This window comes from Pseudomonas sp. TE3-3-F2023 (genome assembly GCF_036784815.1).
Classification (GTDB): Bacteria; Pseudomonadota; Gammaproteobacteria; order Pseudomonadales; family Pseudomonadaceae; genus Aquipseudomonas; species Aquipseudomonas pudica.
This window is the reverse complement of the sequence record NZ_CP145113.1, coordinates 3,630,516-3,652,628: the sequence shown is the minus strand read 5'-3', so window position 1 is coordinate 3,652,628 and position 22,113 is coordinate 3,630,516. Positions and strand designations below refer to the sequence as shown.

The window sequence follows — 22,113 nt, the reverse complement described above, 5'->3', positions numbered from 1 at the left end:
TGGGCGACGGATGGTCATTGTTGCGGGCTGCTGTGCAGCCCGCTCGATTGCAAAGGTGCCGCGCGGGCCCCGAGGAAGGCGCTCAGCGGCAGTTGCCCGCCTTGCGATAACCCGCTGCCTGCGCCTCACCCTCTGTGGCGAAGGTGACCTGGTTCTTCGCGGTAACCTGGGTATAGCCCGGGCAGCCGACGGAAAGGTGATAGACATGGCTGTTGCGGTTGCCAAGCACAGCCCCCACCGACCCGGCACTGGCCAGGCTCGGCTTGGCCTCAGGCTTGGCGGCCTTCGCTGGCACCGCTTGTACCACGCCACTGCCGACTGGCTTGTAGTTGGCGGTCCATTTGCGTTCCCCGGTGACGAAGGGGTTGGCATGGCCCATGATCGCGGCAATGCGCCGGTCACGCTCTTTCTCCCAGGCCGACACTGGGTGCTGTTTGTCCCAGGCCATCAGCAACTGCTGCTGTTGGCGCGACATGCTCAGCTTGTAACGGTCGTACATGTAGAAGGTGGTGCGGGCGACCAGCCCTTTCACTTCGTCACGTGGTTCGGCAGCACGCTGCACGAAGTCCACCTTGGTGGTGCACTGCCCATATTGCCCTGCATTGCCAGCAACCATGCCGTAGTTGAAATTGCTGCGGTCGCCGTTTACCTCACCCACTGCCGGGTACAGGTTGAACAGGTCGGCCTCCATGGCGCGGAACACCGGGTCGTCATCCACGCAATGCTCGCGGCCACCGTTCTTCCAGCACTGGCGCTGGTTGCCGAAGGTGTAGGCCGGCACGATGTGCTCCCATTCGGTGCGTTCGGCGCGGTTCTGCTGCTTGCGGGTCTGGTAGCCGCACGAGGCGGCATCAATACGCCCGCCAGACTTGCCCACCCAGGCCCATTTGCAACCGCAGTACAGGTCGCCCATGGCACTGCTGGCCTGGTCCATGTACACCTTCTGCTTGGCCACCACCTTGGCTTCGGTGAAGGTCGCCGGTGGGCTGGCCAGGGCAGGGAGGGTGAAGGAAAACAGTAAGGATACGGCGTAAAGCAGTGATTTCATGGGAAAAACATATTTCAGGTTGGGGCATGCATTGTAATCATTTCCTTGGGGCAGGCCAGCTCGCTGATCCACACCAGTGGGCGGCGCGGGTCGTCGCTGCCTTTGTACCTGGCCCGCGAAGGGTTCCAGGCCACCGCCGTCGACACTGGCGAGGAGGGCGAAGCCCAGGCATTGACCGGCAACTATCAGGTGGTGGTGCTGGGCGTGATGCTGCCGGGCATTTCGGGCATCGAAGTGCTTCGGCGCGTGCGTGCGCGCAGCCAGGTACCGGTGCTGTTGCTGACAGCCCGGGGCGACAACATCGACCTGCGTGGTGATACCCCGGCGCTGCGCTCGCTGCTGGCCACCGAACTGCAGCTGTTGCAACGTTACGGCGAGCAGGCTGGCCGACAGTTGCTCGAGGTATTGCCGCAGCCGCCGGATGTGCAGGTGGGCCTTTACGATAGCCAGGGCCGTTTGCTGGCCGGCAGGGCGGTATCAGTGGCGCGGTTCGAGCAGGCGCTGAGCGACCGTGACGGCCGCCCGCTGGTGCTGCGCGCTTCGGTGGCCACGACCATTGGCGAGCCACCACGCCCGCGCGGCATGGGCCCGCTGTTTACCGGCACGCTGATGAGCGCGCTGTTCGCCTTGCTGTGCAGCCTGTACCTGACCCGCCCACTGGCCTGGCTGCGCGAAGCCATGGGCCAGGTCGCCCAGGGCCGTTTCGAGGTGCGGGTCAAGCCCAGGCTGGGCAAGCGCCGCGACGAAATCGTCGAACTGGCCGAAGACTGCGACCGCATAGCCGGTCAGCTCAAGGCGTTGGTGCAGGCGCAGCAGAACCTGCTGCACGATATTTCCCACGAACTGCGCTCGCCGCTGACCCGCATGCATGCCGCCATCGGCCTGATGCGCCAGCAACCGGACCGGCTGGACATGCTTGAACGGGTGGAGCGCGAGTCGCGCCGCATGGACGACCTGATCGAGCAGTTGCTGACCCTGGCCCGCGCCCAGTCCCGGCAGGGGGACGACTTCGCCAGCCTCGATGTGGTCGAACTGCTGGCGCAAATCGTCGAAGACGCCCGCTTCGAGGCTGGCATGAAACAGTGCCAGGTTTGCTTGCAGGCCCAGGGCACGTTCATCACTCATGGGCATGAAGAACTGCTGTACCGGGCGTTCGAGAACATCATCCGTAATGCCGTGCGCTACACCGCAGCGGGTACCGAGGTGTTGGTCGAGGCCGCGCTGGCACCGGGCGGGCAATGGTTGCAGGTCAGCGTCAGCGACCATGGCCCGGGCGTCGAGCCGGCGCGCCTGCAGCGCATCTTCGAGCCATTCGACCGCGGCACCGACAATGACGGTGACGGCTTTGGCCTGGGCCTGGCGATTGCCCAGCGGGCCGTTGCCTTGCACGGCGGCAGCATCACCGCATTGGCTGCCGCGAGTGGCGGGTTGCGGGTGCGCATCGAGCTGCCGCAGGCAAAGCCTGGCTGAGCAAGGCCGCTCCCCCAGGTACAGCGACAACCTCGAGAGCAACGCTGTACCTGTGGGAGCTGGCTTGCCGGCGATGGGCTGCATGGCAGCCCCGTTCAAGCTATCTGTCAGGCCTCAACCTTAGTGCCCACCCTTCATCCGCCGTGCCACCAGGTAGATCCCCAGCCCAACCAGCGCCGTAGTCGCGCCGATGTAACCGGTGCTGGTCCAGCCCATGCCTGCGGTAATCGCCATGCCACCCAGCCACGGCCCCAGCGCATTGGCCAGGTTGAACGCCGCATGGTTCGACGCCGCCGCCAGGCTTGGCGCTTCATGGGCAATGTCCATCAGGCGGATCTGCAACGGCGCCGCAAGGGCGATCATGGTGCCGACCAGGCCAATGCCCAGCAGCAGGCTCCACAGCGCCTGCGCGGCAAAGCTGAAGAACAGCAGCACGGCAATCGACCACACCAGTACCAGCCCGACGGCGCGGAACTGCAGGCGGTCGAACAGCTTGCCACCGGCGATGTTGCCGACGATGCCACCGAAGCCGAACGCCGCCAGGCCGAACGGAATCCACTGCGGCGACACCTGGGTTACCTGCAACATGGTCGGCGCAAGGTAGCTGAACACACAGAACATGCCGGAAAAGCCGATCGAGGCGATGCCCAGTGCCATCCACACTTGCGGCAAGGTGAACGCTTGCAGTTCCTTGCGCGGGTCGCTGCGTACTTCATCGTGACGCTGGGGCACGAAGTGCCAGACCAGAGCGATGGTGCTCACGGCGATCGCGCCGACCAGCACGAACGCCGAGCGCCAGCCGAAGTACTGGCCCAGCAGGGTGGCAAGCGGGTTGCCGAGCAACATGGCCAGGGTCAGCCCCATCATCACCCGGGCCACGGCCCCAGCCCGCTGGTCCTTGGCCACCATGCTAGAGGCCACTACCGCCGCGATGCCGAAGTAGGCGCCATGGGGCAGGCCGCTGATGAAACGGAAGGCGACCAGGCCGCCGAACGAGGGGGCGAAGGCGGTAGCCAGGTTGCCAAGGGCGTACAGCGCCATCAACAACAGCAGCATGTGCTTGCGCAACAGCCGAGCGCCGAGGATCGCCAGCGTGGGGGCGCCAACCATCACCCCCAGCGCATAGGCGCTGATGGCATGGCCCACCTGGGGCTCGCTCAATTGCAAGTTGCTGGCGATATCGGGCATCAGGCCCATGATGGCGAACTCGCCGGTGCCAATGGCAAAGCTGCCCAGCGCCATGGCGGCTTCCATTTTCGCGACGGTACTTTTACCAGGGAGAGGGGGTAGTTCCTGAACTGACATCTGGGTCCTTGTTGAAACATGCTGAAACGTTCAAGGCGGGATCATAGTCAATCCGTGCCGGTGACGTCGAGGAAGGTGGCCGGCTTCCTCGTACTCGTACGTCTGGCGGGGGCACATGTGGGAGCGGGCATGCCCGCGAAGAGTCCCGCACGGATGGCACCGGCTGCGCCGGTGTTCGCGGGCACGCCCGCTCCCACAAGGCCTTGGAAAAGCCTGGGAGGGGGTTACAACGTCAGCTTCTTGCTGAACTTGGTCTCCATGACAATGTGCGACGCCGTATGCGTCACGCCCTTGATCATGTTGATACGGGTCAGCTCGGCATTCAGTTCGCCCAAGGTATGGGTGGTCAGGTGGATGATGAAGTCCATTTCGCCCGACACCGCGTACACCGCCTGCACCGACTCCATCTTGCGCAAGGTGGTCATCACGTCGGTGTAGCTCTTGTTGCTGCAGGAGGTCATGGTGAAGCAGTTGATCACCTGCTGCAGCTTGTCCTGGTCGATGCGCACGCTGTAGCCGGTGATCACACCGGCGTTCTCCAGGCGGTTGATGCGCTCCTGCACCGCCGAGCGCGACACACCCAGCTTGCGTGCCAGCGAGGCGGTGGGCTCACGGGCGTTGGCCTGCAGCAGCGCCAGCAACTGGCGGTCCTTTTCGGTAAGTTTGAACAGCGCGCCGGGGGGGAGGGCGTCCATGGCGACTCCTGGTAGTCGTTCTAGTTGTTGTATTGCGAGCGTGCTTCCTGAAACCGGTCCATCAGCTTCAGCCCGGTATACACCGCTTGTGCCGCAGCAGGCCCGAACGGCCCGCCGTTCCATTCCAGGCCATAGGCATCGAACAGGCGATAACGGTCGGTTTCGCCGCACACCGCCTCGGCGACCACCCTGGCGCCCACGGGTGCGGTGTTCATACCATGCCCCCCAAACGAAGTACAGGCCCACAACCCGGGGCCCAGAGGGCCGATGTGCGGCATCTTGTGGCGGGCGTAGCCCATCAGCCCGGACCAGGCCTTGGCGATTTTCAAGCCCTGCAACTGCGGATATACGCTGAGAATGTCACGGGTCAGCAACTGCCCTAGCCGTTGTTCGTCCTGCAGATTGCGGGTGGTGATATGGCCACCCCAAAGCAGGCGATCACCCTCGACGATACGGTAGTAGTCCGAGGCGCGGCGGTTGTCGCCGACGGCATCCGTGGTACGTACCACGTCATTCAGGCGTTCACCCAGGTGTTCGGTGAGTACCACGTAAGTGGCGATAGGCAGGAAAGCTCGGCGCAGTCGGCCGAACTCGGCGCCGCCGTAGCCGCCGCAGCAGTACACCACGTCGGCACAGGTGACCGCGCCGTGGGCAGTGCTCACGCGGTGATGCCCGGCCTCGCGTGCTACCCGCCGCATGGGCGATTGCTCGTGGACGCGGCCGCCGGCAAGCTCGACCAGCTCGGCAAGGCCCAGGCAGTAGTTCAGCGGGTGAAAATGAAAACCATGGCTGTCGCGCAGCCCCTGGTAGTAGCGGTCGGTGTTCAGGTGGCTGCGTAGCGTAGGAGTATCCAGGTATTCCATCTCGAAACCGAAATCACGGGCCATGCGGTCGCGGGTGCGCTGCAGGTTGTCGGCGTCGTCGTAGCGCACCACGCTGAGTTTGCCGGTGGTCGCGGCACAGCCTGGCAACTGGTGGCGGGCGATGGTGTCGCGGACGATATCGACGCCCTCCAGTGACAGCCGGAACAATGCCGCCGCTGTCTGCTTGCCGCAGCGCCGTTCGATGGCCGACAGCCCCTCGGACCAGCCCTGCAGCACGAAGCCGCCATTGCGCCCTGAGGCACCCCAGGCAACTCGAGCGGCTTCCAGCAATACCACCGAGCGCCCGCGCGCCAGCAGTTCCAGGGCTACGCTCAGGCCCGCCAGGCCACCGCCGATGATGCATACATCGGCTCGTGTTTCGCCGGCCAAAGCCGGTCGTTGTGGGGCTGGACGCATGGTTCCGGTGTAGTAGTTGTTGCTGTAGCTGAACATCGGCTGGGTCATCCTTTTACTGGGCGTTGCATGTTCCACGGGCACGCGGGGGCCGCACGCCCTTCAGCTGAAGGGCGTTGGTCTGTGGGTGATGGGGTTACTGCACTTGCGTGAGGTCGGCGCCGTACCACTTCTCGGACAGCTGCTTCAACGTACCGTCGGCCTTCATGCTGTCGACGGCCTTGGCCAGTTCGGCATTGAAGGCGTCGTCGCCCTTGTCGGTGGCGATGGCCAGCGGTTCGTAGTAGGCGGGCTTGCCCTGCACCGGCGCAATCGGGTAACCGGCCTTGATCGCACCCATGATGGTCGGCAGCGGCGACAGTGCGGCATCCAGGCGCGTGCCGTTGCCCATGCGCAGGTCATCCAGCGGGCCCATGCTGTCGCCGTAGGTCTGCACATCGCCAGGCTCCACGGTGTAGCTGAACGCAGGTACGTCCGCCGCGTCGATCTTCAGCCGGCGGTTGATGTAGTCCTCGGAGGTAGTGCCGGCCTCGACGCCGATGGTCTTGCCGTTGAGGTCGGCAGCGCTGGCGCCGGCGGCATCCTTGTGCACGGCGAACATGTAGGGGGTGTAATAGTAGATGGCCGGGAAGTCGAGTACGCGGCCACGCTCGGTGGTAGGCGTCATCGACCCGACCGACAGGTCCCAGCGGCTGGCCCAGCGCCCGGCAGTGATGATGCCGTACTCGGGGGTGACAAAGGCTACGGTGGTGCCCATGCGCTTGCCGATTTCGTTGGCAACATCGATGTCGAAGCCCTTGAGGGTGTTGTCCTCGCCAAGGAACGACTGCGGTGGCCAGTTGGCGGCGGTGGCCACTTTCATGACCTTGCTCTGGTGGATGCGATCCAGGGTGGCGCCCGCCCAGGCGGCACCGGTCATCAGGGCCAGGCTGCCGGCGACGGCGGTGAGTGCGAACAAGCGTGCAAGTGGGTTCATTCGATAAGTCTCCGGGTATGCAATTGTTGTTGTGGTGTTGGCACAGCGGTAGACACAGGCCTCAGTGGCTGAGAATCTGCGAAAGGAACTCCCTGGCGCGGGCATGGCGCGGGTTGTCGAAGAAGTCGTTGGGCCGGGCCTGCTCGATGACCTGGCCCTGGTCCATGAAGATGATGCGGTCGGCAACCCGTCGGGCGAAGCCCATTTCGTGGGTGACACAGAGCATGGTGATGCCATCCTGGGCCAGCTCACCCATCACATCGAGCACTTCCTTGACCATCTCCGGGTCCAGTGCCGAAGTGGGTTCGTCGAACAGCATGATCCGCGGCTTCATGCACAACGCGCGAGCAATGGCTACCCGCTGTTGCTGGCCACCGGAAAGCTGACCGGGGAACTTGTCGGCCTGGCTGGCGATGCGAACCCGCTCCAGGTACTCCAGGGCCAGGGCGCGGGCCTGGGCCTCGCTGAGCTTGCTGACCAGGCGCGGCCCGAGCATCAGGTTTTCCAGCACGGTCAGGTGCGGGAACAGGTTGAACTGCTGGAACACCATGCCGACCTGGCGGCGAATGGCGGCCACGCTGGCGGCATCACGACCCAGCGGGTTGCCGGCGATCAGCACCTGGCCTTTCTGAAAGTCCTCCAGCAGGTTCAGGCAGCGAATCAGCGTGGACTTGCCCGAGCCTGACGGGCCGCAGACCACCACGATCTCGCCGCTGGCTATTTCCAGATCGATACCCTTGAGTACGTGAAACTCGCCGTACCATTTCTGCAGACCGCGGATCGACACGGCGGCCTGGGCGGCAGCGGGGGTGACTACTTGATTCATCGTGATGCTCCTCGATCAGCGGTGGGCGCGGTCGAAACGTTTTTCCAGGCGCGACTGCACGGTTTCGAGCAGGATCGACAGCACCCAGTACAGGACGGCGGCGGTAATCAGCATTTCCAGGTGGCGGAACTCCGCGCGGCCCTGGGTGCGGGCCAGGAACATCAATTCCCACACGCCGATCACCGACACCAGCGAGCTGTCCTTGAGCATGGAGATGAACTGGTTGCCGGTGGGCGGGATGATCAGGCGCATCGACTGCGGCAGGATCACCCGGGTCATCGCCTGGAAGGGTGTCAGGCCAATCGCTCGCGAGGCTTCCCACTGCCCGCGCGGGATGCTGCTGATGCCGGCGCGGAAAATTTCCGTCATGTAGGCGCCATAGCACAGCGACAGGGCCAGGATGCCCGCCGGCACTGCACCGACCACATAGCCGAGTTGGGGGATGCCGAGATAGATCAGGTAGATCTGGATCAGCAGCGGTACACCGCGGAAGAACGAGGTATAGAAACTGGCGATGGCGATGGCGAAGCCGTTGGACGACAAGCGTGCAGTGGCACCCATCAGGGCCAGGACGAAGGCGATGGCGATCGAGATCGTGGACACGTAGACGGTGGTGAACACCCCTTGGGTGATCATGAAGCCGACCTTGCTGGCAATGAAGCTGTAGGACAGGTCGAAGGTGTCGAAGAACAGCAGGAACAGCAGCAACAGTTCGAACCAGACGGTGATCACCTGGGCCCGTAGCGCAAAGCGGCCGAGGATGAACAGATTCAGTACCAGGGTGATGGCCAAGGTCCCGGCCACGGCCATGTTGCGCAGTAGCGGTGCCTGCAGGTCGAGCACGATCGGGCCCATCAGCCGGGCCAGGCTACCGTCGCCCACGCCGTAGAACAGGGCGAGTGCAAAGATTACGGTGGTGGCCAGGGCCATGAACGCAGGGTTGTCGGTCGCACGCGGTTTGACGATGTGGTCTCTGTACATGGGGTCGTGCCTCACGGAGCTGGGCTCGTTTGTTGTTGTGAGGCCATTGTAGGGAGGCGAAGCGCAGGCAAGAACCTGACGAATTGCAACGATTTACAGGTTTTTATTGGCATTTGATGGGAGCATTACCTGACATTTGCTGCCTGCCCCGGTCAAATCGTCTGCCACCGGTTGCGCGGGTATTCGCGGCTAAAGCCGCTCCCACAGGGATCACTGCAGGCTTGCGGTATGCACTCCCCCTGTGGGAGTGGCTTTAGCCGCGAAGAAGGCCGGCACAGGCTGGCTTCAACGCTCCAGGTAATGGGTCTGCGCGGCAAAATCGATGAAGCGCTTGCTGGCCAGCGACAGGTATTCCCCCGAGCGCCAACACAAGCGGAAGCTCATCTGCTGCGCTGGCTGGAACGGTACGCCGACGATGCCCGGCGTGCGCTGTTGCACCGAGCGCAGCAGGGTCGCCACGCCCATGTTGTCCAGCGCGGCCTGCACCACCAGCGACACGAAGTTGCTCTGCAGCGCTACCTGGTAAGTGATGCCATGTTCGGCGAAGAACGCGTCCAGCAGGTGGCGCTGCACGAAGGTGCGGTCGAATACCACCATGTCGGTATTGCGCAGGTCCTCGGCCGTGAGAAAGGCCTTGCGGGCATAGGGATGGTCAGGGTGCATGCACGCCAGCATCTCGTCGCTGCCCAGCAGGATCGATTCCTTGTCGGGCGGCACGCGCCTGGACTCCAGCAACGCCAGGTCGATTTCCCGTTGTTCCAGGCGATGGCCGATGTCCTCGGCACTGCCTTCGAACACGGTCATGGCAATGCCCGGGTACAGCTTGCGGAAGGCGTTCATCAACCCGGGCACATAGTGCAGGCCGAACATTGGCGGGATACCCAGGCGCACTTCGCCGCGCTTCAGGTCGGCCATGTCGCGCAGTTCTTGCCGGGCAACATCCATTTCGCGCAGTGCCGATTCGATACGTGGCAGAAACCGTTCGCCCTCGGCCGTCAGGAGGACTTTGCGCGTGGTGCGGTTGAACAGGGTCACGCCCAGTTCTTCTTCAAGACGGGTAACGGCCATGCTCAGTGCCGGCTGGGCGATATGCAGGTGCTGCGCGGCTTTGGTGAAGCTGCCTTGGCGGACGATTTCGACGCAGCAGCGCAATGCCTTGAGGTTCATCGAGGGGGTTTACCGTTCATAACAAACTGTGATGCCAAGCATCATAACAATATATTTATTATTATTAACCAGAGGGCCTACGATGCGCGCCACTGAGACATCCTGCAACATCTCAGTCACGCAGCTTAATAAATCTGCAATCCCACAAAGATTTTGAGGTAGTACCCCAAATGGCCAAGGCCGCCGATGTCGTTGTGCAATGCCTGGAAAACGAAGGTGTCGAGTATGTGTTCGGCATTCCTGGTGAGGAAAACCTGGACCTGCTGGAGTCCCTGCGCAAGTCGAAGATCAAGCTGGTACTGACCCGTCACGAGCAGTCCGCAGGTTTCATGGCTGCCACCTATGGCCGCCTGACCGGCAAGACCGGCGTCAGCCTGTCGACCCTCGGCCCTGGCGCCACCAACCTGGTCACCGCCAGCGCCTACGCCTACCTGGGCGGCATGCCGATGATGATGATCACCGGCCAGAAGCCGATCAAGAAGTCCAAGCAGGGCCGTTTCCAGATCATCGATGTGTGCGGCATGATGGACCCCATCACCAAGTACACCCACCAGTTCGCTTCCGCCGACAACATCCCGTCGCGCATGCGCGAAGCCTTCCGCCTGGCCGAAGAAGAAAAGCCGGGTGCCGTGCACCTGGAGCTGCCAGAAGACATCGCCGCCGAGCAGACCGACGCACTGCCTATCCCGCCAAGCCTGCACCGCCGCCCGCTGGCCGAGCACGTGGCGATCGACGCTGCCGTGCAAAAGTTGCTGAACGCCCGCAGCCCGATCCTGGTGATCGGCGCCGGCGCCAACCGCAAGATGACCGCCAAGGTCCTCAAGCAACTGATCGACAAGACCGGCATCCCGTTCATCACCACCCAGATGGGCAAAGGTGTGGTCGACGAGCGTCACCCACGCTTCCTGGGCAACGCCGCACTGTCGTCGGGTGACTTCGTGCACCGCGCCGTCGAAGCCGCCGACCTGATCGTCAACATCGGCCACGACGTGATCGAAAAGCCGCCGTTCTTCATGGTCCGTGGCGGCACCGAAGTCATCCACATCAACTTCCGCTCTGCCGAAGTCGATGCCGTGTACTTCCCGCAGGTGGAAGTGATCGGCGACATCGCCAACGCCGTGTGGCAGATCAGCGAAGCGCTGAACGACACTTCGCACTGGGACTTCACCCGCCTGATGGCGATCCGTGAAGCCAACGAAGCACAGATCGCCGAAGGTGCCGACGACAACCGCTTCCCGGTCTACCCGCAGCGCATGGTCGCCGACATCCGTCGCGTGCTGCCGTCCGAAGGCATCGTTGCCCTGGACAACGGCATCTACAAGATCTGGTTCGCCCGCAACTACAAGGCGCACAAGCCGAACACCGTGCTGCTGGACAACGCCTTGGCGACCATGGGCGCCGGCCTGCCATCGGCCATGGCCGCGCACCTTGTGCACCCGGACCGCCCGGTTATTTCGGTTTGCGGCGACGGTGGCTTCATGATGAACAGCCAGGAGCTGGAAACCGCGGTACGCCTGGGCATGCACATCACCGTGGTGATCCTGCGTGACGACGGCTACGGCATGATCCGCTGGAAGCAGGCGAACATGGGCTTCACCGATTTCGGCCTGGACTACGGCAACCCGGACTTCGTCAAATACGCCGAAGCCTATGGTGCCAACGGCCACCGCGTGGAAAGCGCAGAAGGCCTGCTGCCGCTGCTCGAGCACTGCATCAAGACCCCGGGCGTGCACGTGATCGACTGCCCGGTCGATTACAGCGAAAACGACCGCATCCTCAACAGCGAACTGCGTGAGCGCGCGCTGGCGGTGTAAGGCCTGAAAGGATCGGCGCCACCGTAGGGCAGGCGCCGATTCCCTGTTTTCTGATGCAAGCCAGTCAAGCCGATTGGGGCCGCAAAGCGGCCTTACCCCGGCCCTTGCACCGATGGCGGAGTCTTCTACGCTCTGAAGGGGGCAGGGGGAGCCGCTATTCATGGAGAGAACGAGCAGAACGAGCGCGCGATACATAGGCATTCGCGGTCTGATGCTGTGGCTGCTGTCGACCAGCGTCCTGGTCACGCTGGCCACCTGCCTGGTCGTTGCCTACGGGGTGATGCGTGACTCGTTGATCCACTCGGCACTGGAATCGCACAAGGCCTATGCCTACAAGGTGGCGTCCAGTATCGACCAGTTCATCCATTCGGTGCATGAGCGCCTGCAATACAGCAGCCAACTGATCGGGCAGGACTTCACCAACCGCGCCCTGGTGACAAGCGAAGCGAAACGCCTGCAGGCGCAGGATTCCGAGCTTCAGATCGTGATCATTGCCGATGCCTCGGGGAACATACTCGATGGTTACCCGCACCTGGACTTCGCGAAAACCTTGAAACTCGGTGAAGCCGCCAGGCGAGCGGCAAGCGCCGGACGCCCGTTGGTCAGCCAGGCGTTCACCTCACCTGACGGCCATTTCAGCGTTTTCATCTCCAACCCCATTCGCGATGGCCAAGGCAACGTGCTCGGCTTGATCGGGGGCGTGGTGAACCTGCGAGAAGGTGGGGTAATGAGCATCCTTATCGGTGGGCATCAGCTCGCCGACGCATTTGCGTTCGTCGTCGACGAGAACCTGCAGGTCCTGTATCACCCGGATCCCACCAGGCTGGGGGTGGTGCTGGACTCCAGCGCAACTGCCCATGCGGCCTTGCGAGGGGGCGAGGGGGAACTGGAAGCGACTGACTATCGAGGCATACCGATGTTGGCCGGGTATGCCGAGGTCAAGGGCGCGCACTGGGCGGTGGTGACCCAGCAACCGCGGGAGGACGCGCTGCACCCGTTGCGTAACCTGATGCATGACACATTGTTGAAACTGCTGCCCGTGAGCCTGTTCGGGCTGTTGCTGATACTGGCGGTGTCCACCTGGGTTACCCGCCCACTGCGGCAATTGGCCAACAGTGCGCAACACGTGCCTGAACTCGGTGCCAGCCGGGAATTGCACGCGCTGAATGCCTGGTACGCCGAGGCTGCGGCCATTCGCAGTGCGCTGGTGGCCGGGGTGCAGTTACTGGACTTGAAGATCAGCAACCTGAACCACGCTGCGGAAAGTGACCCGCTGACCGGGCTGGTCAACCGCCGGGGCATGAGCGCGGCGTTGGCAATCCTCGACCAGCGCGAGCAGCAGTATTGTGCGCTGGCGCTGGATATAGACCACTTCAAGCGGGTTAACGATACATGGGGGCACGATGTCGGGGATGTCGCCCTGCAGCATATCGCGGGCATCATCCAGTCCTGTTCACGCGCAGGCGACCTGGCTTGCCGGGCCGGCGGGGAAGAGTTCTGCCTGCTGTTGCCGGATACCAGCCTGCAGGTGGCAACCGACATTGCCGAACGCATCCGCACCACAATCGCTGCCAGCCCGCTGGACCAGGTCGGGGCGATGACGATTTCCATCGGGGTAGCCGGCCGTACGTCCGCCGAGCAAACGTCCGCCGCCATTCTCAAGTGCGCGGATGAGCGTTTGTACAGGGCGAAGGACGCCGGGCGCAATCGGGTGGTAAGCGCGGGATGATCGAAGGCCCGCGAAGAGGATTACAAATGTAACCTCCGCGCGGGCCTTCGACAGGGCCTTACGGTTGCTCTCGCAGGTTGTGTAGCGCTATTGGGCCTTTGCCAAGGCACTGCGCACCATGCACCCCAAGGTCGAGGTCGACGATGACCGGATCTTCCTCATCGATGGGCCGCTCAGGCTTCCTCGAAGTGCATCTCCGGGGGCTTGCGCCTGAAACCACGGGTGATCACGGCCAGGTAGAGCACCCCGAGGCAAAGCCAGCCTGCCCCCAGGTAGATCGCCAGGTGATCGAGACTCGCCATCAGCCACAAGGTAGAGGCAAAGCCCACCAGGGGGAATGCGAGGTACATCAGCAGCGCGTTGGCACCACGCTGCTGCATGCCAACCCAGTAGTGGAAGATCACCGCCAGGTTGACCAGGCTGAAGGCGAGAAACGCCCCGAAGTTGATGAACGAGGTGGAGGTCGTCACGTCCATGCGCAAGGCGAGCAGGGCGACCACCCCGCACAGGATGATGCTGGGCACTGGCGTGCTGAAGCGTTCGCTCAGCTTGCCGAAGAGTGCCCTGGGCAGCACACCATCACGCCCCATCGCATACAGCAGCCGGGAGGCGCTGGCTTGCGCCGACAGGCCCGAAGTGAACTGGCCGACAATCAGCCCCAGCAGGAAGATGCTGACGAAGATGTCGCCACCGATGTTCTGGGCAATTTCATAAGCCGCCGCGTCGGCGTTGGCAAAGTCGGTGGACGGGTGAGCAAGCTGAACGAAGTAGCTGCAGGCGATGAACAGCCCGCCGCCAATCAGGGTGATCAGCAGGATGGCTTTCGGGATGTTCTTGCGTGGCTCCTTGGTTTCTTCGGTCAGGGTGCTGACCGCGTCGAAGCCCAGGAATGAATAGCAGGCAATCGCCGCACCGCTCATGATCAGCGGCAACTGGGTGCCCTCCTTGTAGAACGGCTCGAGTGTCCACAGCGCCACCGTGGGGTCACCCCATACATAGTGCACCGCGAGTGCAACGAATGCCGCCAGGACCAGCAACTGGATGAACATCAAAAGGCCATTGACGGTCTTGGCCAGCCGCAGACCGATCACATTGATCGTTGTGGTGATGCCAATGAATGCCAGCACCCAGATGGCTTGCGGCACGCCCGGGAACGCCGAGTGCAGATAGGCCGCGCCAATGAGCCAGATCGCCATGGGCAGGAACAGGTAGTCGAGCAACACCGCCCAACCGGTGATGAAACCCAGCTGCGGGCTGATCGATTTGCGCACGTAGGTATAGGCGGACCCTGCGACCGGAAAGGCACGCGCCATGTGGCCGTAGCTCAAGGCGGTGAAGAGCATGGCGATGGCGGCAGCGAGGTAGGCTGCGGGTACCTTCCCTCCGGTCGTCTCGGCGAGGATGCCGAATGTGCCCAGGACGATGATGGGGGTCATGTAGGCGATGCCGAAAAGCACCACCGAGCCCAGCGAAAGCGTTCGCTTGAGTGTGGCCATTACTGCTTGCTCCAGCTTGTGATTGTTATTCAGAGTCGAACACGCTGCCGTCCCTGGCGGCCTTGCATTCCAGTAAGAGTGCCTGGAAGGGTTGAATATTCAGGAGGGGATGATCAGTTCGCGAAGGCCGTTGGCATGCTCGACCTGTTCACCCGGCAGCCGGATGCGGCGCTGGGCGATGTAGGTGTAATCGCGCCGCGACTGCTGCAGTTGCTCCATGCCCAGCTCGACGGTCATCCGGCACTCGCCCCGGCCGGCTTCGCACAGCAACTGGCCGTACGGGTCGACGACGGCACTGCCGCCAGCGAAAACCAGGCCGCCATCACCGTCGCCCACGCGGTTGACCATGACCGCAAAGGCCTGGTTTTCCATGGCGCGTGCGGTGATGGCGGTTCTGTGGGTGGGCCCATACGGGTCCATGTTGCCGTTGGTGACAATGATCAGTTCTGCGCCCAGCTGCCCCAGGGCACGGGCGGTTTCGGGGAACTCGATGTCAAAGCAGATCAGCAGGCCGACACGGATGCCTTTGAACAGGGCTGTCGCAAAACGGTCGCCTGGGGTGAAAACCCCGCAGTCCGATGCCCAAAGGTGGGTCTTGCGGTAGGTGAGCGCTACGCCTTCAGGCGTGACCAGCACGGTGGTGTTGTAGAAACGACCGTCGTCTGCGGCTTCGGCCATCCCGACGACCACGGCAACGTTTTGCGCTTGTGCGGCCTGTTGGACTGCCGTGATGCTTGGGCCATCCAGTGGCTCGGCGATGCGGCCGATGTTTTCTTCGGTTGGGAAGCCCATCAGCTGGGTTTCCGGGAAGACCAGCAGATCGGTATCGGTGCCGCAGTTGCCGATCGCCTCGATGGTGCGCTGCAGGTTGTATGCGGTATCGCCATCGCGACCGGCTAGCTGAACAAGCTCTACCTTCATTTCCAATCCTCGACTAACGGCTTCGACCGCCATGCCCTGGCGGCATGGGGTGTAAAAAACGATCCCGGTACAGGTTCGCTCAGCGTAAGCTAGCCCCGATTATGGGGTGGTCATCATGGCGGGGGGTATTACGCCCACGTGGTAACCCAACAGGGGTAGAAGATGAATTTTACGCTGCACGACATCGCCTGGCATCGATCGGTAGGTCAATTGATCGAAACCCTCGACAAGGACCACTTCTGGACAGCCCTGGTGCGGTTACTGAACGAGTACGTTGCCTGCGACAGCTGGGTTGCGCTGCTGTTTTCCGCTGGGCGCCCGCAGGTGTTCGCCGAATGCCCCAGTGCAGACGGCAACCCTGATCCGCTGTTTCAGGATTACCTTAAGGGCCTGTACCTGCTGGACCCGTTCTACGTGGCCAGTCGGGAGTCGGCAGCGTCCGGCCTGGTGCGCCTGGCGGATGTAGCCCCTGAGTGTTTCGAGCAGACGGACTACTACCAGCGCTATTTCCGGCTTAACGTGGTTGCCGATGAAATTCAGTTCAACGTGCAGCTGGATGCGCAGCGCACGCTGTGCCTGTCGTTGGGTAGCAAGCGCCGATTCAGCATCGAACAGGTCACCCTGCTGGAGCTGTTGCGGCCGTGGGTCACTGCGCTGATGCGCCAGCGGATGACCTTCGAGCGGGAGTTGCTGGAAGAGGACACCAAGCCCGCACCGCACTGGCAAAGCCGCATGGAGGATAAGGTCGAGCAGATGGAGTCGCCATTGACCGGGCGTGAGCTGGAGGTGGGCCGGCTGATGCTCAGCGGGTGTTCCAGCAAAGAGATCGCGCGCAAGCTTGAAATCTCCGTGGAGACGGTGAAAGTGCACCGCAAGCATATGTACAGCAAGTTGGGTATCAAATCGCAGTCGGAGCTTTTTTCGCTGTTTCTTCAGGCCCAGCTGGGTTGATTCCGGCCAACTGCATGCCCCCTCTCATGGGGCTGCACATGACTTGTTGCTTTGGCAGGAACCCTGTGGGAGCGGGTTTACCCGCGAACACCGGCTTGGCCGGTGCCATCCACCGCGTCGCCTGCTTCGCGGGCATGCCCGCTCTCACAAAGACCGCGCTGGCACCCAGGCCTGCGCTGCATCTTCAGATTCGACTGGTAATTAAAAATGACCCGCCCGCTGTTTGTTTCCATCGATGGGCCCAAGGGCGCCGGCAAGACCACGCTTCTGGAGGCCGTTACCAAGGCCCTTAGGGCTGACAACAAGAAAGTGATTCGGCTTTGCGAGAGAAAAAGCGACCCCTACCGGGGAGAAACCATGGCCCTCGTCAACCAATTGGTCAGAAACCCCTCCCGGGACCTGGAATTGAGGGTATGCGAGCGCTTCGCCGAAAGCCGTGCCTGGATTTCCCGGCATGTGCTGCCCAGGCAGCCAGTAGACAGCATCATCCTGATCGATCGCTGGTACCCGTCTGATGCCGCATTTCGCCGTAGCGTGTCGTTCGACGAGATTCTGCGCCTGAACCTCGAGCGAAATGTGCAAGTGCCCGATTTGCATGTCGGCGTTGTCACGGCCCCTGATACTTCATGGGCAAGGGCCGCGGCACGAACGCGCGGGTTGGGTAGTACGGTGATCCATAGCCTGGACGAGCAGGTTGCCTGTACCGAGGCGTTCGAACGTGCGGTAGCGGAACACGGCTGGGTACTGTGCCGTAATGAAGGGGCCATCGAGGATGCAACGCTGCAGGTAGTGGCCGAGATCGATGGCGTGCTTCAGTGCGTTGATCGGGCTGGGGGCTGGCCTGTTCGCGGTGGTAGCTGACTTCCAGCTTTCCAGAGCAGACCGCTGTATGTACGTACCCCGGTGGATGCTGCATCATGCCTGGCCATTTACCGCCCCAGGGAGACAGCGATGATCAAGACCGGCGATACACTGCCCGACGTAACGCTTTACCAGTACAGCAACGGCGAGGGCGGCTGTGCGATTGGCCCGAACGCGTTTTCCCTGCACGAGCGCTGCAAGCAGAAAAAAGTGGTGATCTTCGGCTTGCCTGGTGCCTTCACGCCAACCTGTTCGGAGCGGCATGTCCCGGGCTACGTGGCCGCGGCCCAGGACCTGTTCGCCGCTGGGATTGCCGAAATTCTCTGTGTTTCGGTCAATGATGCATTTGTCATGAATGCCTGGGGCGCGAGCCTGCAGGTGGGCGAGGCGGTCAGGATGATTGGCGATGGCAATGGTGAATTCAGCGAGGCGCTGGGCCTGATCCAGGACCTCTCGGCACGCGGCATGGGCCGGCGTTCGCAACGCTATGCCATGTTGGTCGACGACCTGGTGGTCAGGCACATCGCGTTCGAAGCACCCGGCAAGTTCGATTGCAGCGACGCCGCGAGCATCCTGGCTGTTTGTAAGCTCTGAAGGCATACACAGTTACTGTGGGAGCGGGCGAGCCCGCGAAACGGCCAACGCGGTGCATGGCACCGGCTTTGACGCCGGCGTGCGCCTGGGGGACCGACTCCAGGCGGACAGTAGGTGAGTCCTTCCTGAGCGGCTCGCATGAAATGACCCAGAACGATGCCGTATGCCAAACCACTGTTTCAAGGGTATTGGTGTTTCGCCGGGCAGATGTGTAAGGCCCCGCTGCCGCGCACATCTCATCGCTTGCCCGGCAATACCGAACCGAGAACTTGCCTGGCCGTCTGCACGATGACCCCAGCCTGGTCCGGGTCGCCCTTGAGCAGGCTGCTGGCGAACTTCTTTGCCTGTTCAAGCTTGATGTGCGGCGGCAAGGGAGGTACGTCCGGATCGGTCTTGAACTCGATCAACACCGGTCGGTCAGCCGCCAGGGCTCGCTCCCAGGCCCCGGCAATGTCTTCTTCGCGTTCCACATAGATGCCTTGCAAGCCGATGGAGATGGCGAACAGATGGTAGGGCACATCAGGAATCGTCTGTGAGGCCTCGAACTTGGGGTCGCCCTCCATTACCCGTTGCTCCCAGGTCACCTGGTTGAGGTCTTCGTTGTTGAACACCGCGCAGATCCACTGGGGGTTTTCCCACAGGCGCCAGTACTTGGCGACGGTGATCAGCTCGGCCAGGTTGTTCATCTGCATCGCCCCGTCACCCACCAATGCCACCACGCTGCGCTGCGGATGGGCGAACTTGGCGGCGATGGCATAGGGTACCGCCGCGCCCATGCTGGCCAGGCCACCGGACAACGAGCACTGCATGCCCTGGCGTATCTGCAGGTCGCGGGCAAACCAGTTGGCGCAGGACCCGGAGTCGCTGGTGACGATGGCGTGGTCGGGCAGGCGAGGGGAGAGTTCGTGTACCACGCGCTGGGGGTTGATCGGGTCGGCCTTGACCAAGGCGCGTTTCTGCAGGGTCTTGTCCCAGTCTGTGCGCCAGCCTTCGACCTTGTCGCGCCAACGGCGCTCGTTCTTGTGTTCGAGCAATGGCAGCAGTGCCCGCAGCGTTTCGCTGGCGTCGCCGACCAGGTTGACCTCCATGGGATAGCGCAGGCTGAGCATGTCTGGCTGCAAATCGATCTGTACGCCACGGGCCTGGCCTTCCTCAGGCAGGAACTCGGCGTAGGGGAAGCCGGAACCGATCATCAGCAAGGTGTCGCATTCGCTCATCAACCGATAACTCGGTTCGGTACCTAGCAGCCCGATGGCACCGGTGACCCAGGGCAGGTCGTCTGGCACTACGGCCTTGCCCAGCAGCGCCTTGGCCACGCCTGCACCAAGCGTTTCAGCTACCGCGATCACCTGTTCGGTGGCTTGCAGTGCACCGGCTCCGACCAGGATTGCCACTTTTCGTCCAGCGTTGAGTACCTCGGCGGCACGTTGCAGGTCCTGCTCGAAAGGCACCACCCTGGGCCTGCTGTAGCCGATGCCGGAATGCACCGTGCCATGGGCTTTTGGTGGTTCGTGGTAGGGCAGGTCCTGCAGGTCGTTGGGCAGGATGATGGCGGTGACCCGGCGTTCGCCGATGGCAGTACGTACTGCGCGGTCGAGCAAGTGGCGCACCTGCTCCGGGGTCGAAGCCTGCTGGACGAAGGCGCCTGCGACGTCCTTGAACATCGACAGCAAGTCCAGCTCCTGCTGGTAATGCCCGCCAAGCGCTGCTCGCGCCTGTTGGCCGACGATGGCCAGTACTGGCTGGTGATCCATGCGCGCGTCATACAGGCCGGTAAGCAGATGTGAAGCGCCGGGGCCGGAGGTGGCAATGCACACGCCCAATTCGCCGGTGAACTTGGCATGGGCGCTGGCCATGAAGGCCGCCATTTCCTCGTGGCGTGCCTGGATGAACTGGATCTTGCCCTCGGCTCGGCTCAGCGCCCCGAATACGCCGTTGATGCCGTCGCCGGGGTAGCCGAAAATGCGCCGAACCCCCCATTGATACAAACGCTCCACCAGAAAGTCGCCTACCGTGCTGGTCATTGCCTTCTCCCATCCGTGACCGATAGGGGTCTGGACTTTGCTTGGGTCGTGAAAGTTTCAAGCATGTGCGTATCGGTCTACCGACCGGAACCTTTGCAACATCACGGCCCAAAAGGCTGGACAATCACCTATGGAGGCGCCATGTACCGGGCGCAGGCAGGCACGACCTATTCTTGTTTCGTCTGAATGTCTGGCGCCCATTTCCTTAAAGCATTTCGTCAGAGCGTGGGAAAACTTTTTCACTGCGCAACCTCTGCCGCAGGTCATCAATGAACACAGACCATCCTGTGTAAACGACCTGAGGTAAAAGATCATGGCCAATAACCAAGACCAGAACCGCGGCAACCAGGGCGGCAACGCCAACACCAATCCAGGCAACTTCGCCAACGACCGCGAGAAAGCGTCGGAAGCCGGCCACAAGGGAGGCCAGGCATCTGGAGGCAACTTCAAGAACGATCCGGAACGGGCCTCCGAAGCCGGGCAAAAAGGCGGCCAGGCATCCGGTGGCAACTTCGCCAACGACCGTGAAAAAGCCTCCGAGGCTGGCCGCAAGGGCGGCGAACACAGCCATGGCGGCGGCCGCAAGAGCGATGACAACCGCTGATCAACGTTGAACCGACCGGGGCGGCTAACCGCCCCGGCTCGCTGATGAGGATTTGCCAATGTTCATGCACAACAAGCGATTGCAATATACCGTCCGTGTTGCAGAGCCTGACCCTGGGCTTGCAAACCTGCTGTTGGAGCAATTCGGTGGCCCGCAGGGCGAACTGGCTGCAGCGATGCGCTATTTCACCCAGGCCGTCACCGAGGATGATCCGGGGCGCAAGGACATGCTGTTCGACATTGCCACCGAAGAACTCAGCCACCTGGAAATCATCGGCTCGATCGTGGTCATGCTCAACAAAGGCGCCAGGGGGCGGCTTGCCGAAGGTGTCGAGGCTGAAGGCGAGCTGTATCGCTCGCTGACTGGCGCTGGCAACGATTCGCATATCACCAGCCTTTTGTATGGCGGCGGCGCGGCACTGGTAAATTCCGCAGGCATCCCCTGGACCGCAGCCTACATCGACACCATCGGCGAACCCACCGCTGACCTGCGCTCGAACATTGCCGCCGAAGCCAGGGCCAAGATCGTCTACGAGCGCCTGATCAACGTGACCGACGACCCGGGTATCAAGGATGCGTTGGGGTTCTTGATGAGCCGTGAAATCGCCCACCAGATGTCCTTCGAAAAAGCCCTGCATTCCATTCAGCCGAACTTCCCTCAAGGCAAGCTACCCGGCGACCCGGAACTCAACCGGACCTATTTCAACATGTCTCATGGCGGGGAAATGCGCGGGTCGTGGAACGAAGGACAGGACTGGATCTACGTCGATAAGCCTGAACCCGCCGTGGATGGTGGCGATGGCCTGGCGACTGTAGAGCTGGATAAAGCATCGGCCGCTGCTGCAGAGGCGATGAAGCTGAGAACCGAGTCCAACCCGCAGGCGCAGCCATTGACCGGCGCCGAACTGGGCAAGGTCAACGGTGACCAGCCGGCCTAGCAGAAGAGCCACAGCGGATCGGCGATCCGCTGTGGGGGCTGCAACTAATGTCGAAGTACCGCCGCCCAGCCGTTCGGTCATTCGAAGCGGACGTATGGCAGCTTCTCTCCTGCGCCAAGCCGGTCGTCGTCGCTGCTGAACGGCTGCAGGCAACCCAGGATCAATCGAGCTGAGTCGCCCGATTTCATTCAGCCAGCAGGAGTTACAGCGATGGCCAAGTACCTGTACCTGATCAGTTACATCCTCGACAACCAACCCGGAACCTGCGAATTACGCAGCGACCAGGAAGACCTCAGCCGCGAAGCGGCGCGTGATTACCTGCAAGGCCTGCACCGCAACGAGGCGTCATCGTTCACCGATGTACAGGTGCAGCGCCTGGAACATGATCATGAACCAGGCACATCGCCGGGGCATTATCAGCAGCCATGAAAGGGGGA

The 22,113-nt window shown here is 62.4% G+C and carries 20 protein-coding genes; 9 read left to right on the top strand and 11 right to left on the bottom strand.

Features of this window, described 5'->3' with window-relative positions; translation table 11 throughout:
• Nucleotides 1–82: 82 nt before the first annotated feature.
• On the bottom strand, nucleotides 83–1,048 hold the full coding sequence (locus V3314_RS16465) for an endonuclease (protein ID WP_015270262.1): 966 nt from the start codon (nucleotides 1,046–1,048) through the stop codon (nucleotides 83–85).
• Between the two features lie 45 nt (nucleotides 1,049–1,093).
• Here V3314_RS16465 and V3314_RS16460 point away from each other — a divergent pair, with 45 nt between their 5' ends.
• The gene (locus V3314_RS16460; protein ID WP_338459300.1) at nucleotides 1,094–2,518 is read left to right on the top strand and encodes a hybrid sensor histidine kinase/response regulator; all 1,425 of its coding nucleotides are present in this window, start codon (nucleotides 1,094–1,096) and stop codon (nucleotides 2,516–2,518) included.
• 120 nt (nucleotides 2,519–2,638) lie between these two features.
• Here V3314_RS16460 and V3314_RS16455 read toward each other — a convergent pair whose 3' ends face one another.
• The 7 genes from V3314_RS16455 to V3314_RS16425 all read right to left on the bottom strand — a co-directional run bounded on the left by V3314_RS16455 (nucleotide 2,639) and on the right by V3314_RS16425 (nucleotide 9,745).
• The gene (locus tag V3314_RS16455; RefSeq protein WP_046614107.1) at nucleotides 2,639–3,823 is read right to left on the bottom strand and encodes an MFS transporter; all 1,185 of its coding nucleotides are present in this window, start codon (nucleotides 3,821–3,823) and stop codon (nucleotides 2,639–2,641) included.
• A 224-nt stretch (nucleotides 3,824–4,047) separates the two neighbouring features.
• A complete protein-coding gene (locus V3314_RS16450) occupies nucleotides 4,048–4,518 on the bottom strand; it encodes an Lrp/AsnC family transcriptional regulator (RefSeq protein ID WP_046614108.1) in 471 nt (156 codons plus the stop codon).
• A 20-nt stretch (nucleotides 4,519–4,538) separates the two neighbouring features.
• Nucleotides 4,539–5,834, bottom strand: a complete 1,296-nt coding sequence (locus V3314_RS16445) for an FAD-binding oxidoreductase (RefSeq protein ID WP_046614109.1) — start codon at nucleotides 5,832–5,834, stop codon at nucleotides 4,539–4,541.
• A 97-nt stretch (nucleotides 5,835–5,931) separates the two neighbouring features.
• Nucleotides 5,932–6,771: an ABC transporter substrate-binding protein gene (locus V3314_RS16440; protein ID WP_046614110.1), complete on the bottom strand. Its 840-nt coding sequence runs from the start codon at nucleotides 6,769–6,771 to the stop codon at nucleotides 5,932–5,934.
• Nucleotides 6,772–6,832: 61 nt separating this feature from the next.
• Nucleotides 6,833–7,597, bottom strand: coding sequence for an amino acid ABC transporter ATP-binding protein (locus V3314_RS16435; RefSeq protein WP_108481172.1), 765 nt, complete (start codon nucleotides 7,595–7,597; stop codon nucleotides 6,833–6,835).
• A 15-nt stretch (nucleotides 7,598–7,612) separates the two neighbouring features.
• Nucleotides 7,613–8,578: an amino acid ABC transporter permease gene (locus V3314_RS16430; RefSeq protein ID WP_046614112.1), complete on the bottom strand. Its 966-nt coding sequence runs from the start codon at nucleotides 8,576–8,578 to the stop codon at nucleotides 7,613–7,615.
• 285 nt (nucleotides 8,579–8,863) lie between these two features.
• On the bottom strand, nucleotides 8,864–9,745 hold the full coding sequence (locus tag V3314_RS16425) for a LysR family transcriptional regulator (RefSeq protein ID WP_046614113.1): 882 nt from the start codon (nucleotides 9,743–9,745) through the stop codon (nucleotides 8,864–8,866).
• A 170-nt stretch (nucleotides 9,746–9,915) separates the two neighbouring features.
• On the opposite strand from V3314_RS16425, the gene V3314_RS16420 reads away from it, so the two are divergent.
• Entirely contained in the window at nucleotides 9,916–11,559 is a 1,644-nt protein-coding gene (locus V3314_RS16420; protein WP_338459299.1) for an acetolactate synthase large subunit, read from the top strand.
• 211 nt (nucleotides 11,560–11,770) lie between these two features.
• Nucleotides 11,771–13,288 (top strand): sensor domain-containing diguanylate cyclase, encoded by a 1,518-nt coding sequence (locus V3314_RS16415; protein ID WP_235431393.1) that lies wholly within the window; start codon nucleotides 11,771–11,773, stop codon nucleotides 13,286–13,288.
• Nucleotides 13,289–13,461: 173 nt separating this feature from the next.
• Here V3314_RS16415 and V3314_RS16410 read toward each other — a convergent pair whose 3' ends face one another.
• Together V3314_RS16410 and V3314_RS16405 are read right to left on the bottom strand one after the other, a co-directional pair.
• Entirely contained in the window at nucleotides 13,462–14,784 is a 1,323-nt protein-coding gene (locus V3314_RS16410; RefSeq protein ID WP_046614116.1) for an APC family permease, read from the bottom strand.
• A gap of 99 nt (nucleotides 14,785–14,883) precedes the next feature.
• Nucleotides 14,884–15,705: a carbon-nitrogen hydrolase family protein gene (locus tag V3314_RS16405; RefSeq protein ID WP_046614117.1), complete on the bottom strand. Its 822-nt coding sequence runs from the start codon at nucleotides 15,703–15,705 to the stop codon at nucleotides 14,884–14,886.
• 162 nt (nucleotides 15,706–15,867) lie between these two features.
• On the opposite strand from V3314_RS16405, the gene V3314_RS16400 reads away from it, so the two are divergent.
• From V3314_RS16400 to V3314_RS16390, 3 genes are all read left to right on the top strand, one after another.
• Complete coding sequence (locus V3314_RS16400; protein ID WP_046614118.1) at nucleotides 15,868–16,656, top strand: helix-turn-helix transcriptional regulator; 789 nt, start codon at nucleotides 15,868–15,870, stop codon at nucleotides 16,654–16,656.
• Between the two features lie 207 nt (nucleotides 16,657–16,863).
• Nucleotides 16,864–17,517, top strand: coding sequence for a dTMP kinase (locus tag V3314_RS16395; protein ID WP_046614119.1), 654 nt, complete (start codon nucleotides 16,864–16,866; stop codon nucleotides 17,515–17,517).
• A 90-nt stretch (nucleotides 17,518–17,607) separates the two neighbouring features.
• Nucleotides 17,608–18,111 carry a peroxiredoxin gene (locus V3314_RS16390; protein ID WP_338459298.1) on the top strand — a complete coding sequence of 168 codons (504 nt, stop codon included), beginning with the start codon at nucleotides 17,608–17,610 and terminating at the stop codon, nucleotides 18,109–18,111.
• A 236-nt stretch (nucleotides 18,112–18,347) separates the two neighbouring features.
• Here the strand turns inward: V3314_RS16390 and V3314_RS16385 are convergent, their stop codons facing one another.
• Nucleotides 18,348–20,135, bottom strand: a complete 1,788-nt coding sequence (locus V3314_RS16385) for a thiamine pyrophosphate-requiring protein (RefSeq protein ID WP_046614121.1) — start codon at nucleotides 20,133–20,135, stop codon at nucleotides 18,348–18,350.
• A 313-nt stretch (nucleotides 20,136–20,448) separates the two neighbouring features.
• Here V3314_RS16385 and V3314_RS16380 point away from each other — a divergent pair, with 313 nt between their 5' ends.
• The 3 genes from V3314_RS16380 (at nucleotide 20,449) to V3314_RS16370 (ending at nucleotide 22,105) form a co-directional block, all read left to right on the top strand.
• A complete protein-coding gene (locus tag V3314_RS16380) occupies nucleotides 20,449–20,739 on the top strand; it encodes a general stress protein (protein ID WP_046614122.1) in 291 nt (96 codons plus the stop codon).
• A 58-nt stretch (nucleotides 20,740–20,797) separates the two neighbouring features.
• Nucleotides 20,798–21,676, top strand: coding sequence for a manganese catalase family protein (locus V3314_RS16375; protein ID WP_046614123.1), 879 nt, complete (start codon nucleotides 20,798–20,800; stop codon nucleotides 21,674–21,676).
• Between the two features lie 210 nt (nucleotides 21,677–21,886).
• Entirely contained in the window at nucleotides 21,887–22,105 is a 219-nt protein-coding gene (locus V3314_RS16370) for a hypothetical protein (RefSeq protein ID WP_046614124.1), read from the top strand.
• Nucleotides 22,106–22,113 lie beyond the last annotated feature (8 nt).

Excerpts from the sequence above, each read along its gene's own strand:
- V3314_RS16465 (WP_015270262.1), bottom strand. The coding sequence starts at position 1,048 with ATGAAATCACTGCTTTACGCCGTATCCTTACTGTTTTCCTTCACCCTC.
- V3314_RS16455 (WP_046614107.1), bottom strand. The coding sequence starts at position 3,823 with ATGTCAGTTCAGGAACTACCCCCTCTCCCTGGTAAAAGTACCGTCGCG.
- V3314_RS16450 (WP_046614108.1), bottom strand. The coding sequence starts at position 4,518 with ATGGACGCCCTCCCCCCCGGCGCGCTGTTCAAACTTACCGAAAAGGAC.
- V3314_RS16445 (WP_046614109.1), bottom strand. The coding sequence starts at position 5,834 with ATGTTCAGCTACAGCAACAACTACTACACCGGAACCATGCGTCCAGCC.
- V3314_RS16440 (WP_046614110.1), bottom strand. The coding sequence starts at position 6,771 with ATGAACCCACTTGCACGCTTGTTCGCACTCACCGCCGTCGCCGGCAGC.
- V3314_RS16435 (WP_108481172.1), bottom strand. The coding sequence starts at position 7,597 with ATGAATCAAGTAGTCACCCCCGCTGCCGCCCAGGCCGCCGTGTCGATC.
- V3314_RS16430 (WP_046614112.1), bottom strand. The coding sequence starts at position 8,578 with ATGTACAGAGACCACATCGTCAAACCGCGTGCGACCGACAACCCTGCG.
- V3314_RS16425 (WP_046614113.1), bottom strand. The coding sequence starts at position 9,745 with ATGAACCTCAAGGCATTGCGCTGCTGCGTCGAAATCGTCCGCCAAGGC.
- V3314_RS16420 (WP_338459299.1), top strand. The coding sequence starts at position 9,916 with ATGGCCAAGGCCGCCGATGTCGTTGTGCAATGCCTGGAAAACGAAGGT.
- V3314_RS16415 (WP_235431393.1), top strand. The coding sequence starts at position 11,771 with ATGCTGTGGCTGCTGTCGACCAGCGTCCTGGTCACGCTGGCCACCTGC.
- V3314_RS16410 (WP_046614116.1), bottom strand. The coding sequence starts at position 14,784 with ATGGCCACACTCAAGCGAACGCTTTCGCTGGGCTCGGTGGTGCTTTTC.
- V3314_RS16405 (WP_046614117.1), bottom strand. The coding sequence starts at position 15,705 with ATGAAGGTAGAGCTTGTTCAGCTAGCCGGTCGCGATGGCGATACCGCA.
- V3314_RS16400 (WP_046614118.1), top strand. The coding sequence starts at position 15,868 with ATGAATTTTACGCTGCACGACATCGCCTGGCATCGATCGGTAGGTCAA.
- V3314_RS16395 (WP_046614119.1), top strand. The coding sequence starts at position 16,864 with ATGACCCGCCCGCTGTTTGTTTCCATCGATGGGCCCAAGGGCGCCGGC.
- V3314_RS16390 (WP_338459298.1), top strand. The coding sequence starts at position 17,608 with ATGATCAAGACCGGCGATACACTGCCCGACGTAACGCTTTACCAGTAC.
- V3314_RS16385 (WP_046614121.1), bottom strand. The coding sequence starts at position 20,135 with ATGACCAGCACGGTAGGCGACTTTCTGGTGGAGCGTTTGTATCAATGG.
- V3314_RS16380 (WP_046614122.1), top strand. The coding sequence starts at position 20,449 with ATGGCCAATAACCAAGACCAGAACCGCGGCAACCAGGGCGGCAACGCC.
- V3314_RS16375 (WP_046614123.1), top strand. The coding sequence starts at position 20,798 with ATGTTCATGCACAACAAGCGATTGCAATATACCGTCCGTGTTGCAGAG.
- V3314_RS16370 (WP_046614124.1), top strand. The coding sequence starts at position 21,887 with ATGGCCAAGTACCTGTACCTGATCAGTTACATCCTCGACAACCAACCC.